Origin of the sequence: Citrobacter koseri ATCC BAA-895, from assembly GCF_000018045.1 — a bacterium.
Taxonomy (GTDB): Bacteria; Pseudomonadota; Gammaproteobacteria; order Enterobacterales; family Enterobacteriaceae; genus Citrobacter_B; species Citrobacter_B koseri.
Genome location: NC_009792.1, coordinates 308,972 through 326,189, shown reverse-complemented (window position 1 = coordinate 326,189; position 17,218 = coordinate 308,972). Strand labels below are relative to the sequence as shown.

Sequence of the window (17,218 nt, the reverse complement as noted above, 5' to 3'; positions counted from 1 at the left end):
TCCGCCTTAGCAGGACTGCCAGTTCGCAGGCCAGGCAACGTATAAGAAGCGCACGGTCGACGGTGTGCCAAACTCAATGCTGGAGCCTTTCGGGATAAACATCACGTCCCCGGCTTTCGCGATCATGGTTTCGCCTTCATGACGCACATGCAGTTCGCCCTCCAGTACCATATCGATCTCGTCGTAGTTCAGCGTCCACGGGAAAAACGCGTTATCCCACTGCATGAACCCGGCTGCCATGCTGCTGCCGTCCTTGTCGGTGACCAAATCCGTTAAGCCGACGCAGTGGGGCTGCGCGCCGTCGAAGCGACCAAACTTCACGCTGCTGCCGTCGATCACTTTTACGCCGCCCTTGCCAGTGACCGACTTAAAGCCCGGCTGCATGTCAGCCTGCTCCAGCGACTGTTTTTCCTTCATCACTTTGTCCATCAGTTGCGCGACCAGGCTTTCGGTAAATTGCCCTTCCGGCAGTTGCGCGATAATGGTTTCACGAATGCGCTGACTTTCGGTTTTCGCGTCTTCCACCGGCGCGACAGCCGGTGCCGATTCGTCGCATTCCACGATCGTGAAGTCCAGCAGTTCCGCAACTTCGCGGGCTTCCGGGGTAATGATGCTGGCGCGCAGAACAACCGACATTTCCTGTTCGCCGCGTGCGTGAGCCGCACGAATATCGTTAGCTGTGATGAGTTTCTTCACCTGCGCCTTCCTCCTGTTCGGTGAGTGCTGCCAGATAATCCACCAGGTGCTGCACACTTTGCGGGTCATGGCTGTTGAGCTCGAAAATCGGCTCCTGAAATCCCAGCCCGCTCAGTAGCTGTCGCGCGGCGGCGACGTCGGCATCCGGCATGTCCGTTTTGCTGATGACGGCGATGTGTCGTTTACTGGCGCCAATATCCAATAACCCGGCGGGTAAGCGACTTTCGCGGTCATTTGCCGCATGTACATAAATCAGCGTATCCACATCCTGTAGCGTGGTAATTAAGGCGTGATACCAGCGAGGATGGCTAAAATATTCTCCCGGCGTATCGATATCGCCGTTGTCATTAAATTCCACGGCTTGTGTTTTTCGGGCGAGGGAATAATTTCCCTGCAAGGCGTTAAAAAGCGTTGTTTTCCCCGCGCCAACGGTGCCGACAAACGCAATACGTTTCATTACCGCCCCCCAATTAACTTTTTGTTAATTCGCACAACGTGAAATTTAATAAGCGTCCCAGCCCGCTGACCGTTTGCAATAAGGCTTCCTCGACGGCGCCAACGGAGCCATAAATCACCAGCGCGCCGCTGAATCTATCGAGAAAACCGATATGAACATCGGCGGCTTTCATGGCTAAATCGCCCGCGATCATCGCCGTTTCCCCTGGCGTTAGCGTCATGATGCCGATGGCGCCCGCTTCGGGAACGCCGATCTTTTTCGCCAGTTCTTCACCCGGGTGGGCAATCAGATGCGCCAGCGTGACCTGTTTCCCCGGCACAAATTCCTGAATAATGCGTTCTTTATCCATTGCTCACCGCCTCCGCTGAAACTGACCTCATCGTGGCAATTTTTTGTCAGAGTAAATAACAAAATTCGGCAAGCAGATTTAAAAGGTGAAGTAGATCACTAAGAAAGGAGGAAATAAAAAAGCGCGGGGAACCCCGCGCCGGAATGAATTAAAGTGAAATTACAGTGGCTGCGTTTGCGCTTCGACCACCGCCAGCGCCACCATATTAACGATACGGCGAACAGAAGCGATCGGCGTTAATACATGCACCGGTTTGGCAACGCCCATCAATACCGGCCCTACCGTCACGCCTTCCGAGCTGGAGACACGCAGTAAGTTGTAACTAATACGCGCGGCCTCCACGTTAGGCATAATTAAAATATTCGCCGCCCCTTTCAGCGGGCTGTCCGGCATCCTGTCGTTGCGAATACTTTCAACCAGCGCGGCATCACCGTGCATTTCGCCGTCGATCATCAGCTCAGGCGCGCGCTCGCGTACTAACTCCAGCGTCTGACGCATTTTGCAAGCAGCGACAGACTTAGACGAACCAAAGTTGGAATGCGACAACAGCGCCACCTTCGGCTCAATACCAAAGCGGCGCACCGTTTCCGCAGCCATTAACGTAATTTCCGCCAGTTGCTCCGGCGTCGGATCGTCATTGACATAGGTGTCGGCGATAAAGGTGTTGCCGCTCGGCAACAGCAAGGCGTTCATCGCCCCCGCCGCGTGGACACCCTCACGGTAGCCAAACAGTTCCTGCACCACGCTGAAGTGTTCGTGGTATTCGCCGATGGTGCCGCAGATCATCGCATCCGCTTCACCGCGCAGAACCATGATCGCGCCAATCACCGTGGTATTGCTGATCACCGCCCGCTGCGCCTGTTCCTGCGTCACACCACGGCGTTTCATGATCTTATAGTATTCACCCCAGTACTCTTTGAAGCGCGGATCGGATTCATTGTTGACGATCTCGAAATCCACACCCGATTTGATCTGTAGCCCCAGCTTCTGAATACGCATTTCGATCACGCTCGGGCGACCAATCAGGATCGGTTTCGCCAGACCTAACGTAATCAGCTCCTGCGTCGCATGCAGGACACGCGCCTCTTCCCCTTCCGCCAGCACTACGCGCTTCGGCGCTTTACGGGCCAGAGAGAAGATTGGCTTCATGAACAGGTTGGTTTTGTAGACAAATTCGGTCAGCTTATCGATGTAGGCATCGAAATCAGCGATCGGCCTCGTCGCCACGCCGGAATCCATCGCCGCTTTCGCCACGGCAGGCGCAATCTTCACAATCAGGCGCGGGTCGAACGGTTTTGGAATGATGTATTCCGGGCCGAAGCTCAAGTCCTGATCGCCATAGGCGGAAGCGACCACTTCACTTTGTTCGGCGTGCGCCAGTTCAGCAATGGCGTGTACCGCCGCCAGTTTCATCTCTTCGTTGATCGCGGTTGCGCCGACATCCAGCGCGCCACGGAAGATAAACGGGAAGCAGAGCACGTTGTTGACCTGGTTCGGATAGTCGGAACGTCCGGTACAAATGATGGCGTCTGAACGCACTTCTTTCGCCAGCGGCGGCAGAATTTCCGGCTCCGGGTTCGCCAGCGCCAGGATCATCGGCGCACGCGCCATTTTTTTCACCATCTCCTGGGTCAGCACTTTCGGGCCGGAACAGCCCAGGAAAATGTCTGCCCCGTCGATCACATCATCCAGCGTGCGTTTGCCGTCATCCACCACCGCATAGGCCGCTTTGGTCTCCACCATGTTGGGTTCGCGATCTTTATAGATAACGCCTTTCGAGTCACAGACCACGATATTGTGTTTCTGCATCCCCAACGCCACCAGCAGGTTCATACAGGCGATTGCCGCCGCCCCTGCCCCGGAAACCACCATCCGCACGTCAGAGATATTTTTTTCCACCACGCGCAGGCCGTTAAGAATAGCGGCGGTGCTGATAATCGCCGTTCCGTGCTGGTCATCATGGAATACCGGAATATTCATGCGCTCACGCAGTTTCTGCTCGATATAGAAACATTCAGGCGCTTTAATATCTTCGAGGTTAATCCCGCCGAACGTCGGCTCCAGCGCGGCAACGACATCAATGAATTTATCCGGGTTATGTTCATCGACTTCAATATCAAACACGTCGATGCCCGCGAATTTCTTAAACAGAACGCCCTTACCTTCCATCACCGGTTTACCGGCCAGCGCGCCGATGTTGCCAAGGCCGAGCACCGCCGTTCCGTTAGAGACCACCGCGACCAGATTGCCGCGAGCGGTGTATTTGTAAGCCGCCAGCGGGTCTTTTTCAATTTCAAGACACGGCGCCGCTACGCCTGGCGAATAGGCCAGCGCCAGATCGCGCTGTGTGGCAAGGGGCTTGGTCGGGGAAACCTGGATTTTACCTGGAACGGGAAATTCGTGGAAATCGAGGGCGCTTTGTTTTAATTGGTCATCCATCTTGTTGTTCCTTTCACGTATCGATCAAAAAAGTGGCGCGGGTAACCTCTGGTGCGCCGCACATTATCACCTCCCTGCGCGGCATAAACTTTGAAGGTAGCCATACTCTCACTACTCAAAGAAAGAATTTGTTATCAATTTATAGCATCCATGTTACCCGCTTAAACCCGCATTACCATGCCTGTCTGCTATGCTTTTTTGTTGTGTATTGCATGAATTTCTCAGAAGTGTGAATCAACGCACTCACCTAACGCTTTACTTTTCAAGGAGTATTTCCTATGAACCAGTTAGACGGCATCAAACAATTCACCACTGTCGTGGCAGACAGCGGCGATATCGAATCCATTCGCCATTATCAGCCTCAGGACGCCACCACCAATCCCTCGCTGCTGCTAAAAGCGGCTGGCCTTGCGCAATACAGCCATTTGATTGATGACGCGATCGCCTGGGGCAAGAAACGCGGTAAAACCCAGGAGCAACAGGTCGCCGAGGCCAGCGATAAACTGGCCGTCAATTTCGGTGCGGAAATTCTGAAAATCGTCCCCGGACGGGTCTCTACGGAAGTGGATGCACGCTTATCCTTCGATAAAGAAAAAAGTATGCAGAAGGCCCGCCACCTGGTTGACCTCTACCAGCAGCAGGGCGTGGAAAAATCGCGCATTTTAATTAAGCTCGCGTCAACCTGGGAAGGGATACGGGCGGCGGAAGAGCTGGAGAAAGAAGGCATCAACTGTAACCTGACGCTGCTGTTCTCTTTTGCACAGGCGCGCGCCTGCGCGGAAGCGGGCGTTTTTCTGGTTTCGCCGTTTGTCGGGCGTATCTATGACTGGTATCAGGCGCACAGCCCGATGGACCCCTACGTCGTGGAAGAAGATCCGGGGGTGAAATCGGTACGTAATATCTATGACTACTTCAAACGTCACCGCTACGAAACCATCGTCATGGGAGCCAGTTTCCGTCGCACCGAGCAAATCCTGGCGCTGACAGGCTGCGACCGCCTGACCATTTCTCCCAACCTACTGAAAGCGCTACAAGAAAAAGAAGAGACGGTAATCCGCAAACTGGTGCCGTCATCGCAGACGTTCCATCGCCCGACCCCGATGACCGAAGCGGAATTCCGCTGGGAACATAATCAGGACGCGATGGCCGTTGAGAAACTGTCGGAAGGTATCCGCCTGTTCGCCGTTGACCAACGCAAACTGGAAGACCTGCTCGCCGCCAAACTGTAAACCTTGCCACGGAGTGATTTATGTCCCGAAAAGACCTTGCCAATGCCATTCGTGCGCTCAGTATGGATGCCGTACAAAAAGCCAATTCCGGTCATCCCGGCGCGCCGATGGGCATGGCGGATATTGCTGAAGTGCTGTGGAATGATTTTCTCCGCCACAACCCAACCGACCCCACCTGGTATGACCGCGATCGCTTTATTCTTTCCAACGGCCACGCGTCAATGCTGCTCTACAGCCTGCTGCACCTGACCGGCTACGATCTGCCAATCGAGGAGCTGAAAAACTTCCGTCAGCTCCATTCAAAAACGCCGGGACACCCGGAAATCGGCTATACGCCAGGCGTTGAAACCACCACCGGGCCATTGGGTCAGGGACTGGCGAACGCCGTCGGTCTGGCGATTGCCGAACGCACGCTGGCCGCGCAGTTTAATCAGCCCGATCATGACATCGTCGATCACTACACGTATGTCTTTATGGGCGATGGCTGCCTGATGGAGGGGATTTCGCACGAAGTCTGCTCGCTGGCGGGTACGCTGGGGTTGGGCAAGCTAATCGGCTTCTACGATCACAACGGCATCTCAATTGATGGCGAAACCGAAGGCTGGTTTACCGACGATACCGCCAAACGGTTCGAAGCGTATCACTGGCATGTAGTGCATGAGATCGACGGGCACGATCCCGAAGCCGTGAAGAAAGCGATTCTTGAAGCGCAGAGTGTGAAAGACAAACCGTCGTTGATTATTTGCCGGACGGTAATCGGCTTCGGCTCACCGAATAAAGCCGGGAAAGAGGAGTCTCACGGTGCGGCGCTGGGAGAAGAAGAAGTGGCGCTGACCCGCCAGAAACTGGGCTGGCATCACCCTGCTTTTGAGATCCCGAAAGAGATTTACCGTGCCTGGGATGCGCGTGAAAAAGGGGAAAAAGCGCAGCAGGCATGGCAGGAGAAGTTCGCGGCGTATCAGAAAGCGTATCCCGATCTGGCAAGAGCGTTTACCCGACGAATGCGCGGCGAGTTGCCAGAGTCCTGGGAAACCACGACGCGAAAATACATTGCTGAATTGCAGGCCAACCCGGCCAAAATCGCCACCCGCAAGGCATCGCAAAATACGCTGAACGCCTACGGCCCAATACTGCCGGAACTGCTCGGCGGCTCGGCGGATCTCGCGCCCAGTAACCTGACTATCTGGAAAGGTTCGACGTCGCTGAAAGAAGATCCGGCCGGGAATTACATTCACTACGGCGTGCGCGAATTTGGTATGACGGCCATTGCCAACGGCATTGCCCACCACGGCGGATTTGTGCCTTACACCGCGACCTTCCTGATGTTTGTGGAATACGCCCGTAACGCGGCGCGAATGGCGGCGTTGATGAAAGCCCGGCAGATCATGGTTTATACCCACGACTCTATCGGGCTGGGTGAAGATGGGCCGACGCACCAGGCCGTGGAGCAACTGGCCAGCCTGCGTCTGACGCCGAATTTCAGCACCTGGCGTCCGTGCGATCAGGTTGAGGCAGCAGTCGGCTGGAAGCTGGCGGTTGAGCGCCATACCGGCCCGACGGCGCTGATTCTCTCAAGGCAGAATCTGGCGCAGGTGGAGCGTACCCCGGAGCAGGTGAAGGAGATCGCCCGTGGTGGTTATGTGCTGAAAGACAGCGGCGGTAAGCCGGATGTGATCCTGATTGCCACCGGGTCTGAAATGGAAATCACCCTACTGGCGGCGGAAAAGCTGACCGGAGAAGGCCATAACGTCCGGGTGGTGTCCCTGCCTTCGACGGATATTTTTGATGCTCAGGATGAGGCGTATCGCGAATCCGTGCTGCCGTCGAACGTTGCCGCTCGCGTGGCGATTGAGGCGGGCATTGCCGACTACTGGTACAAATATGTCGGGCTGAAAGGCGCGATTGTCGGGATGACGGGATATGGCGAATCGGCCCCGGCCGAAAAACTATTCCCTTATTTCGGCTTTACGGTCGAGAATATCGTCGAAAAAGCGCATAAGGTGCTTAAAGCGTAAAAATGGATGAGTGGGTCGGAAGCCGGATGGCGACGCGATGCGTCTTATCCGGCCTACAAAATGGACCGTAGGCCCGGTAAGCGTTAGCGCCACCGGGCGCCCCTAACGTGTGATCCACAACGTGGGCCAGGCATCTGGCCCATGCCAGTTATCGCAGCTTGGCTCTTCGGCATAACGCACCAAACGAAAACGCTGGCCGTCAAAACGCCAGCGCGTCTGGATACCGCAATCGGCCAACCCACGCCCTTTTGCCAGCGTGATTAATTCCCGGGATTTCTCGTCAAAAACCGCGTTCATCAGCTCCATATCATTACTTTCAGCCCCGGAGTTAAAGGGCAAACGCAACCGTACGGCGCGGGAAGCGAATGGTTTTTTGCGTGAGACAATCCACGCGAGATCGACCGTATTATAGGCTCCGGCTTCGCAACCGGTCATCAGCAGGGCTTTGTCATCGGTCAGGGCCGCGACGCGCACTTCCCGGCGCATCGGGTCAAGCGAGCAGTGAATACCGTTCATCCGCCAGTTACCGTAATCCAGCAGATCGTTGCGTTCATCATAAGAGAGCGGCGTCGGCGTTGGGTTGACGATAGCCACGCCTTTCAGCGCTGGCGCGGGCGGCACGCTGAGCGGTGGATCATTCCCTTTATCAATCCACGCCGTTTCGCTGCCAACGCGTTTTTGCTGTGCGTCGATAAACAACAGCGCAGCTTTAAGCCCCACCAGAGAAATCGTCTGTTTTCCCTTTTTCAGGGTAATCGCCTGGGCTTCCTGAATGGTCTGTAAAAACGCAGCAATGGTGGCGGTGTCGTCCGTCATCAGATGCCAGGGCGTGATACGCCATTGCCCGGCATTTAGCGGCAGCGGTTTTCCATCCAGCAGCAGACGCGGCGCAATCTCCGCCTCTTTCGCACCGGGCGAGGTCAGCCCCCCCAAATCAATGCGAAGTACCGCATCGGTATGCGCCCCGGCGCTGCGGCTTAACGTCATCACCAGCCCGCGATGTTCGCCGGTATTACGCGCCACGCAAAAGTTCTGATTGTTACAAGTGACCTGCCAGTCAGAAAAAGTCTGCTGCGCTGGCGCCGCCCACGTCAGCGACGTCGGCAGCAGGCCGAGCAGGAAAACGAAAATAACGCGATTGCGCATGGACGGTACAACCCCAGAAAAAAAACGAAACGGCTTTAGGCGGTATCTTCCTTGCGCGACTCCTGTGGCTCAATCAGATTTGTCGGATAGCGGCATCATTATGTAAAGAAATATAAACCTTATTTATCAATAAATTAGCGAGGAGGAATGCAAATAATTGAGCAATAACACGGTCTTACCGTCTCGTATCTCGCCGGTTTTGATCATCGCCAGCGCCTGTGTCAATGGCAGTTCCAGTACCTCAATATCTTCATCTTCCACACCGCCGCCTGCGTTTGCCCGCTGGCTGTCGCTGTATTCTGCAATGAAGAAGTGAATCAGTTCCGTCACGCCGCCAGGCGACATATATAACTCAAACAGTTTACGCACTTCACCCACTTCATAGCCGGTCTCTTCAATCGCTTCTTTGCGAATGCACGCTTCCGGCTCGTCGTTATCCAGCAGCCCGGCGCAGGTTTCTATCAACTGGCCGCTTTCATTGCCGTTCACCCAAGTGGCAACGCGAAACTGGCGGATGAGCACCACGGTCTGTTTTTCGCGGTTATACAGCAGGATCGTTGCGCCATTGCCGCGATCGTAAACCTCGCGCTTATGGCGAATCACATCGCCATTTTTACGGGTCAGATCGTAGGTAATATTGCGCAGGATAAAGTAGTTATCAGAGAGAACTTTGTCTTTGATGAGAGTAATTTTTTGCGACATACCGGCTCCACAGCGTAAGAAGACAGGTAATCTTACGCCGCAAGGTCGGTTTTGTCTGCGCGCTATCATGCTGCTCGCGCCGAATGGAGACTTATCCGGTTTGCATGATCCCCAGCCACTGAATAATCCCCTGCGCGGCGTGACGCCCTTCCGCCATCGCCGTCACAACCAGATCGGCGCCGCGCACGGCGTCACCGCCCGCGAAGATTTTAGGATTACTGGTCTGGTAACGGAACGCGCTTTCGACATTTGCCGCAATGCGCCCCCAGTCGTCCACTTTCACACCGTGCGCCTCCAGCCACGGCATACCATGCGGATGAAAACCAAACGCCATAATTACCGCATCAGCGGGCATGACAAACTCGCTGCCCGCGATGGGCATCGGGCGGCGACGCCCCTGCGCATCGGGTTCGCCAAGCTGAGTACGTAAAAAACGCACGCCGCTGACGCAACCGTCGGCATTCAGCACCAGCTCAACCGGCTGTACGTTAAATTCAAAGTTCGCCCCCTCTTCCCGCGCGTTTTTTACCTCTTTTTTCGACCCCGGCATATTCGCCTCGTCGCGACGATATGCGCAGGTCACCTGGCTTGCGCCATGACGCAGCGCGGTACGCACGCAGTCCATCGCGGTATCGCCGCCGCCCAGCACCACAACATTAAGCCCGGCGGTGTCGATAAAAGGTTCGTCAGGCAATTCATCCAGCCCCATAACCTGTTTCGTGTTGGCAATCAGGAACGGCAGCGCATCATATACGCCCGGCGCATCTTCGTTTGGCAAGTCGGCCTTCATGGAACGGTATGTGCCGACGCCGACAAAAACCGCATCGTACTCATCCAGCAGCGACGCCAGTCTGACGTCTTTGCCGACTTCGCAGTTCAGTTCAAAATGAATTCCCATCGCGCTGAAGATTTCGCGACGGCGCGCCAGCAGTGATTTATCCAGCTTAAAAGAGGGAATGCCAAAGGTCAGCAGGCCGCCAATTTCAGGGTGGCGATCGAACACGGTCGTGCTCACGCCATGACGCGCCAGCACATCCGCGCAGGCCAGCCCGGCCGGGCCCGCGCCAATAATCGCCACACGTTTATCCTGCTGCTGCACGCCGCTCAGATCTGGCCGCCAGCCTTTGTCCAGCGCCCGGTCGGAAATGTAGCGTTCAATATTGCCGATCGTCACCGCGCCATACTCATCGCGCACCGTACAGGCGCCTTCACACAGCCTGTCCTGTGGGCATACGCGCCCGGTAATTTCCGGCAGGCAGTTAGTCTGGTGCGACAGCGCCACCGCATCGTCAATGTTTCCTGCTTTTACCAGCTCAATCCACTGCGGAATATGGTTGTGCAGCGGACACGTCCACTCGCAGATACTGTGTTCACCGCACTTCAGGCAACGGGCCGCTTCGCGTTCAGCCTGCGCGGTACGAAACGGCAGGTAGATTTCATCAAAGCTGGTTTTTCGCGCGTCAATCGCCAGCTTATCCGGCTCGCCGCGTGGGGGCGTCGCCCGCATCTGTTCGACTTTATTGAGCGCACCAGGAGTGACTCCCGTCGCACAGGCATGCCAGGGCTGATTTTCCTGACGCGCGGTGCGCAGACGCCGCGCTTTCGACAGCCGGGTCAGCGACGCCTCCGTTACCAATTGCAACGCATCTGCCGGGCAGTTTTCAACACAGGCCGGGCCGTCTTCGCGATCCAGACACAAATCACATTTGTGCGCCGTGGCTTTGACCTGATCCTGACCTGTTGGCGTAAGGATTATCTGCATTGTGCCGAAGGGACAGGCAACCACGCAGGATTTACAGCCGATACATTTTTGCTGGTTGACCTGAACGCTGTCTTTGACATGACGGATTGCGCCATTTGGGCAACTCCGGGCGCAAGGCGCATCCTCGCAGTGGTGGCAGGTTACCGCGCTGCGCTGATGCTGATGTTTGATCACCGTAATTCGGGGCTGAAAATGCCGCTGGTGCAGTACGTGTTGCTCATCATTGTGGGCCATTACGCAAGCGACCTCACAGGCATGGCATCCCAGGCACTGTTGGCTATTGGCCATAATAAAACGATTCATGGCGTCCTTCTGTTTTGGTGGCAAAAACCTTATTCTTTATATGAATGTTATTAACCGACGCCGAAGGGGTCGGCAATGTTCATTTGCCCAGGACGCACAACTATTTATCCAGAACCTGTGGCAGATCAATTTATTTCATCGCTGGTGAAATTGCGTTTCAGTTACACTTGCCAATATTTATTCGTTCACTGTGAGCATATTTTTCGGGGATTACGCGCGTGGTCGTCAAACGCCCTGTCTCGGCCAGCCTGGCCCGGGCCTTTTTTTACATTGTGCTGCTGTCGATTCTCTCAACCGGTATCGCCCTGCTGACGCTGGCGAGCAGTTTGCGGGATGCCGAGGCCATTAACGTGGCCGGTTCACTGCGTATGCAGAGCTACCGACTGGGTTACGATCTACAAAGCGGCAGTTCGCAATTGAACGCGCACCGTCAGCTTTTTCAGCAAGCGCTCAACTCTCCCGCGTTAAGTAACCTGAACGCCTGGTACGTCCCGCAGACGGTTAAAAGCCGTTACGGGCAACTGCATGCGAACTGGCTGGAGATGAACACGAGACTGGTGGATGCGGATATAAAGTGGTATCGCGCCAATATCAATAACTATGTCGATCAGATTGATCTCTTCGTTCTGGCGCTGCAACACTATGCCGAGCGCAAGGTGATGCTGGTGGTCGGCATATCGCTGGCGGGCGGCATCGGGATCTTCACGCTGGTCTTTTTCACCCTGCGGCGCATTCGCCAGCAGGTAGTCCAGCCGCTTAACCAACTGGTCGCCGCCAGCCAGCACATTGAACATGGTCAGTTCGACATCCCGCCGCTGAATACCCACTTGCCGAATGAGCTGGGGCTGCTGGCCAAAACGTTTAGCCAGATGTCGAGCGAGTTGCATAAGCTGTACCGCTCTCTCGAGGCTTCGGTAGAAGAAAAAACCCACGATCTGCACGAAGCCAACCGCCGTCTGGAAGTGCTGTACCAGTGCTCACAGGCGCTCAATACCAGCCAAATCGACGTTCACTGTTTCCGCCATATTTTACAGATCGTCCGCGAACATGACGCCGCGTACTATCTGGAATTAACCGTGGGCGATAACTGGCGGATCAGCGAAGGAGCGGAAAGCGCTGATTTGCCCATGCAGATTCTGCCGGTCACGATGCAGGAAACGGTCTACGGCGAACTGCACTGGCAAAGCCCCAACGTCAGCGCCTCCACCCCGCTGCTGCACAGCGTATCGACCATGCTGGGGCGCGGTTTGTACTTTAATCAGGCGCAAAAACATTTCCAGCAACTGCTGCTGATGGAAGAACGCGCGACTATCGCCCGCGAGCTGCATGACTCACTGGCGCAGGTGCTCTCCTATTTGCGCATTCAGTTGACGCTGCTGAAGCGCTCAATTCCAGAAGATAATCTCCCCGCGCAAAGCATCATGGCGGATTTCTCCCGGGCGCTGAACGACGCTTATCGTCAGTTGCGCGAGCTGCTGACCACCTTCCGCCTGACGTTACAGCAGGCCGACTTACCTTCTGCGCTGCATGAAATGCTGGATACCCTGCAAAGCCAGACCTCTGCGAAACTGACGCTGGATTGCCGTTTACCGACGCTGGCGCTGGATGCGCAAATGCAGGTGCACCTGTTACAAATCGTTCGCGAGGCGGTGCTGAATGCGATTAAACACGCCAGCGCCACGGAGATCGCCGTTAGCTGCGTCACCGCCCCTGATGGCAACCATACGGTCTATATTCGGGATAACGGCGTCGGTATTGGCGAACCGAACGAACCAACGGGGCACTACGGTCTGAACATTATGCGCGAGCGTGCGGAAAGACTTAGCGGCACGCTGAATTTCTCGCAACCGTCAGGGGGCGGGACGCTGGTCAGCATCAGTTTTCGCTCATCGGAAGATGAAGAGGGTCAATTAGCGTAAAGAACGGCAAAGCACCGCACGGCGGGAATACAGACAGGGCGGCACTGGCACAAAATGTATGCTGTAAACGTGCATGATAATTTACATTATCTTCTTTTTTTCTCCACGTTTGACACGTACCTTGCCGCTACAGTGAAGCAGGTCATACCCAATAATTATACGCAGAAACACGAGGTCCTCCTTTAATGGCGAATTTCTTTATCGATCGCCCCATTTTTGCCTGGGTGCTGGCAATCCTGTTGTGTCTGACGGGAACCCTGGCCATTCTCTCTTTGCCCGTAGAGCAATATCCCGACCTGGCGCCGCCAAACGTCCGCATTACCGCGAATTATCCGGGGGCATCCGCGCAGACGCTGGAGAATACCGTCACTCAGGTTATCGAACAGAATATGACCGGCCTCGATAATCTGATGTATATGTCGTCGCAAAGCAGCGGGACGGGCCAGGCAACGGTGACGCTCAGTTTTGTGGCCGGAACCGACCCCGATGAAGCCGTCCAGCAGGTACAAAACCAGCTGCAATCGGCAATGCGTAAATTGCCGCAGGCGGTACAGAACCAGGGCGTCACGGTCCGTAAAACCGGGGACACCAACATCCTGACCATTGCGTTTGTCTCCACCGACGGCTCAATGGATAAACAGGACATCGCCGACTATGTCGCCAGTAATATCCAGGACCCGCTCAGCCGCGTAAACGGCGTGGGGGATATCGATGCCTACGGTTCGCAATATTCGATGCGTATATGGCTGGACCCGGCCAAACTCAACAGCTACCAGATGACCGCGAAAGATGTCACGGATGCCATCGAATCACAGAACGCGCAAATTGCCGTCGGGCAGCTTGGCGGCACGCCTTCGGTCGACAGGCAGGCGCTCAATGCGACAATCAACGCCCAGTCGCTGCTGCAAACGCCCGAGCAGTTTCGTGATATCACGCTGCGCGTAAACCAGGACGGTTCAGAGGTCAAGCTGGGCGATGTGGCGACCGTCGAAATGGGCGCTGAAAAATATGATTATCTCAGCCGCTTCAACGGTAATCCGGCCTCCGGTCTGGGGGTAAAACTGGCCTCTGGCGCCAACGAAATGGAAACCGCCAAACTGGTGCTTAACCGCCTGGACGAGCTGGCCGAATACTTCCCGCACGGTCTGGAGTATAAGGTGGCGTATGAAACCACCTCCTTCGTCAAAGCCTCGATTATCGATGTGGTGAAAACCCTGCTGGAAGCCATCGCGCTGGTGTTCCTGGTGATGTACCTGTTCCTGCAAAACTTCCGCGCCACGCTGATCCCCACTATCGCCGTACCGGTGGTATTGATGGGGACGTTCTCCGTCCTGTATGCCTTCGACTACAGCATTAACACGCTGACGATGTTCGCGATGGTGCTGGCGATCGGCCTGCTGGTCGATGACGCCATCGTGGTGGTGGAAAACGTCGAGCGCATCATGAGCGAGGAAGGTCTTTCGCCGCGCGAAGCCACCAGAAAATCGATGGGGCAGATACAAGGGGCGCTGGTCGGTATCGCGATGGTGCTGTCAGCCGTATTTGTGCCGATGGCTTTCTTTGGCGGTACGACCGGGGCTATCTATCGCCAGTTCTCCATCACGATTGTCGCCGCGATGGTGCTCTCCGTGCTGGTGGCGATGATCCTGACGCCCGCCCTGTGCGCCACGTTGCTAAAACCCCTGCACAAAGGCGAGCATCACGGACAGAAAGGCTTCTTCGGCTGGTTTAACCGGACGTTCAACCGCAACGCTGAACGCTACGAGAAAGGCGTTGCGAAGATCCTGCATCGCAGCCTGCGCTGGATACTGATCTACGTTCTGTTGCTCGGCGCGATGGTGGTGCTGTTCCTGCGTCTGCCGACCTCCTTCTTGCCGCAGGAAGACCGTGGGATGTTTATTACCTCGGTACAGTTGCCAAGCGGCTCCACGCAGCAGCAGACCTTAAAAGTGGTGCAAGAAGTTGAAAAATATTACTTCACCCAGGAGAAAGACAACGTCATGTCCGTCTTCTCGACGGTGGGATCGGGGCCTGGCGGGAACGGTCAAAACGTGGCGCGCATGTTTGTCCGCTTAAAAGACTGGGACGAACGCAACGCCACAACCGGCACCTCGTTTGCCATTATTGAACGCGCCACGAAAGCCTTTAACAAGATTAAAGAAGCGCGCGTTTACGCCAGCAGTCCACCGGCAATCAGCGGTCTGGGCAGTTCCGCAGGGTTTGATATGGAACTTCAGGATCACGCGGGCGCCGGTCATGATGCCTTAATGGCCGCGCGCGATCGTTTGATTGAGCTGGCGGCGCAGGACAGTGCGCTGACCCGCGTGCGTCACAATGGTCTGGACGACAGTCCGCAGTTGCAAATTGATATCGATCAGCGCAAAGCCCAGGCGCTGGGCGTCTCTATCGACGACATCAATGACACGCTGCAAACCGCATGGGGCTCCAGTTACGTCAATGACTTTATGGACCGGGGTCGCGTGAAGAAGGTCTATGTACAGGCGGCGGCGAAATACCGCATGCTGCCGGACGATATCAATCTCTGGTATGTGCGTAATAAAGACGGCGGCATGGTGCCTTTCTCCGCCTTTGCGACGTCACGCTGGGAAACGGGCTCTCCGCGTCTGGAGCGCTATAACGGCTACTCGGCGGTCGAGATTGTCGGCGAAGCGGCGCCTGGCGTCAGTACCGGTACGGCAATGGATGTAATGGAGTCGCTGGTTCGCCAGTTGCCAACGGGATTTGGGCTTGAATGGACGGCGATGTCTTATCAGGAACGCCTCTCTGGCGCGCAGGCGCCTGCGCTGTACGCCATTTCGCTGCTGGTCGTTTTCCTGTGTCTGGCCGCGCTGTATGAAAGCTGGTCGGTGCCGTTCTCGGTCATGCTGGTGGTGCCGCTGGGCGTCATTGGCGCGCTGCTCGCCACCTGGATGCGCGGACTGGAAAATGACGTTTACTTCCAGGTCGGGTTGCTAACGGTGATCGGCCTTTCCGCGAAAAACGCGATCCTGATTGTCGAATTCGCCAATGAGATGAACGAGAAAGGCCACGATCTGCTGGATGCCACACTGCATGCCTGCCGCCAGCGTTTACGCCCAATTCTGATGACCTCTCTGGCCTTTATTTTCGGGGTGCTGCCGATGGCGATTAGCAACGGGGCGGGTTCCGGGAGCCAGCATGCCGTCGGGACAGGCGTCATGGGCGGGATGATCTCCGCCACCATCCTGGCGATTTACTTCGTACCGCTGTTCTTTGTGCTGGTGCGTCGCCGCTTCCCGCTGAAACCGAAGCCGGAATAAGACACAAAAAAGGCGACTTACTTTGAGTCGCCTTTTTCTTATCCTTTTCAGGATCAGGATATCTTCCAGAAATTTATTTGCGAAGCATAACTTCGATAAAATCTTTCCAGTTCCCCAGTTCACGTTCAATCATAACAACCTCTCTTATTATTATGGCTATTCTACGAAAACATTATCCTCAAGAGAAGATAATTTAACCGATTGCAGTGATTACATCCTCCGGTGAATGGGGTTCATGGCATTACTATGACCCTGTAACCATAAATTTTATGTGACTTACTGCAATATTTTGAAACATTAATCCACTTCTGAAAACCGCGCTCATTTCAGTTAAGAAACAGCCTATTGCAGTTCGCTGGATTTATACTTCCCGATGAGATGCTTATTAAGCAACATTTCAGAATTATTATTCACAAGAGTTCAACAATGTTATATTTACCGTTTATTATGTCATGATAAATAATCGGTATATGGCAGTTCCGCACTGACGGATACCACGATAATATTGCTTAATTATTCGTAATTCGCGTAAAAGGATTCAACATGATCACCGTCTACGGCATCAAAAATTGTGACACGATTAAAAAGGCGCGACGCTGGCTGGAGGCTCACGGTATTGACTACCGCTTTCACGATTACCGCGCAGACGGAATCGATGCCGCGTTATTGAATACGTTTATTGCGGAGTCAGGCTGGCAGCCCTTGCTGAATACGCGCGGAACGACATGGCGTAAACTTGATGAAGCCACGCGTAACGGCATCACGGATGCGGCGTCCGCCGCAGCATTAATGACTGAAATGCCAGCAATTATCAAACGCCCATTGCTCTGCGCGACCGGGAAGCCTATGCTGCTGGGTTTTAGCGAATCCAGTTATCAGCAGTTTTTTGATGAGGTGTAGTC

General features: G+C 55.1%; 13 protein-coding genes. 5 read left to right on the top strand and 8 right to left on the bottom strand.

Annotation, left to right across the window (positions count from 1 at the left end; genetic code table 11):
* Positions 1-6: 6 nt before the first annotated feature.
* The 4 genes from eutQ to maeB all read right to left on the bottom strand — a co-directional run bounded on the left by eutQ (position 7) and on the right by maeB (position 3,941).
* Positions 7-696 carry an ethanolamine utilization acetate kinase EutQ gene (gene eutQ / locus CKO_RS01490; protein WP_012131328.1) on the bottom strand — a complete coding sequence of 230 codons (690 nt, stop codon included), beginning with the start codon at positions 694-696 and terminating at the stop codon, positions 7-9.
* A complete protein-coding gene (gene eutP / locus CKO_RS01485; protein WP_012131327.1) occupies positions 674-1,153 on the bottom strand; it encodes an ethanolamine utilization acetate kinase EutP in 480 nt (159 codons plus the stop codon). Before eutP ends, eutQ begins: the two co-directional genes overlap by 23 nt.
* Before the next feature lie 13 nt (positions 1,154-1,166).
* Positions 1,167-1,502 (bottom strand): ethanolamine utilization microcompartment protein EutS, encoded by a 336-nt coding sequence (gene eutS, locus CKO_RS01480; RefSeq protein ID WP_012131326.1) that lies wholly within the window; start codon positions 1,500-1,502, stop codon positions 1,167-1,169.
* 159 nt (positions 1,503-1,661) lie between these two features.
* Positions 1,662-3,941 (bottom strand): NADP-dependent oxaloacetate-decarboxylating malate dehydrogenase, encoded by a 2,280-nt coding sequence (gene maeB, locus CKO_RS01475; protein WP_012131325.1) that lies wholly within the window; start codon positions 3,939-3,941, stop codon positions 1,662-1,664.
* 278 nt (positions 3,942-4,219) lie between these two features.
* On the opposite strand from maeB, the gene tal reads away from it, so the two are divergent.
* Both tal and tkt read left to right on the top strand, forming a co-directional pair.
* Entirely contained in the window at positions 4,220-5,170 is a 951-nt protein-coding gene (tal, locus tag CKO_RS01470; protein ID WP_012131323.1) for a transaldolase, read from the top strand.
* A gap of 20 nt (positions 5,171-5,190) precedes the next feature.
* Positions 5,191-7,185: a transketolase gene (gene tkt, locus CKO_RS01465; RefSeq protein ID WP_012131322.1), complete on the top strand. Its 1,995-nt coding sequence runs from the start codon at positions 5,191-5,193 to the stop codon at positions 7,183-7,185.
* Between the two features lie 102 nt (positions 7,186-7,287).
* On the opposite strand, the gene CKO_RS01460 is transcribed toward tkt, so the two are convergent.
* The 3 genes from CKO_RS01460 to aegA form a co-directional block, all read right to left on the bottom strand.
* Positions 7,288-8,331, bottom strand: a complete 1,044-nt coding sequence (locus tag CKO_RS01460) for a DUF1176 domain-containing protein (RefSeq protein WP_012131320.1) — start codon at positions 8,329-8,331, stop codon at positions 7,288-7,290.
* 126 nt (positions 8,332-8,457) lie between these two features.
* On the bottom strand, positions 8,458-9,033 hold the full coding sequence (gene nudK / locus CKO_RS01455) for a GDP-mannose pyrophosphatase NudK (RefSeq protein WP_012131319.1): 576 nt from the start codon (positions 9,031-9,033) through the stop codon (positions 8,458-8,460).
* Between the two features lie 91 nt (positions 9,034-9,124).
* Positions 9,125-11,098, bottom strand: coding sequence for a formate-dependent uric acid utilization protein AegA (aegA, locus tag CKO_RS01450; protein WP_024130130.1), 1,974 nt, complete (start codon positions 11,096-11,098; stop codon positions 9,125-9,127).
* A gap of 218 nt (positions 11,099-11,316) precedes the next feature.
* Between aegA and narQ the strand changes: the two genes are divergently transcribed.
* Entirely contained in the window at positions 11,317-13,017 is a 1,701-nt protein-coding gene (gene narQ, locus CKO_RS01445) for a nitrate/nitrite two-component system sensor histidine kinase NarQ (protein WP_012131314.1), read from the top strand.
* Between the two features lie 185 nt (positions 13,018-13,202).
* Positions 13,203-16,316: a multidrug efflux RND transporter permease AcrD gene (gene acrD, locus CKO_RS01440; RefSeq protein ID WP_012131312.1), complete on the top strand. Its 3,114-nt coding sequence runs from the start codon at positions 13,203-13,205 to the stop codon at positions 16,314-16,316.
* 73 nt (positions 16,317-16,389) lie between these two features.
* On the opposite strand, the gene ypfM is transcribed toward acrD, so the two are convergent.
* Complete coding sequence (ypfM, locus tag CKO_RS23220; RefSeq protein ID WP_001386977.1) at positions 16,390-16,449, bottom strand: protein YpfM; 60 nt, start codon at positions 16,447-16,449, stop codon at positions 16,390-16,392.
* Between the two features lie 410 nt (positions 16,450-16,859).
* Between ypfM and CKO_RS01435 the strand changes: the two genes are divergently transcribed.
* Positions 16,860-17,216 carry an ArsC family reductase gene (locus CKO_RS01435; protein ID WP_012131310.1) on the top strand — a complete coding sequence of 119 codons (357 nt, stop codon included), beginning with the start codon at positions 16,860-16,862 and terminating at the stop codon, positions 17,214-17,216.
* Positions 17,217-17,218: the final 2 nt, after the last annotated feature.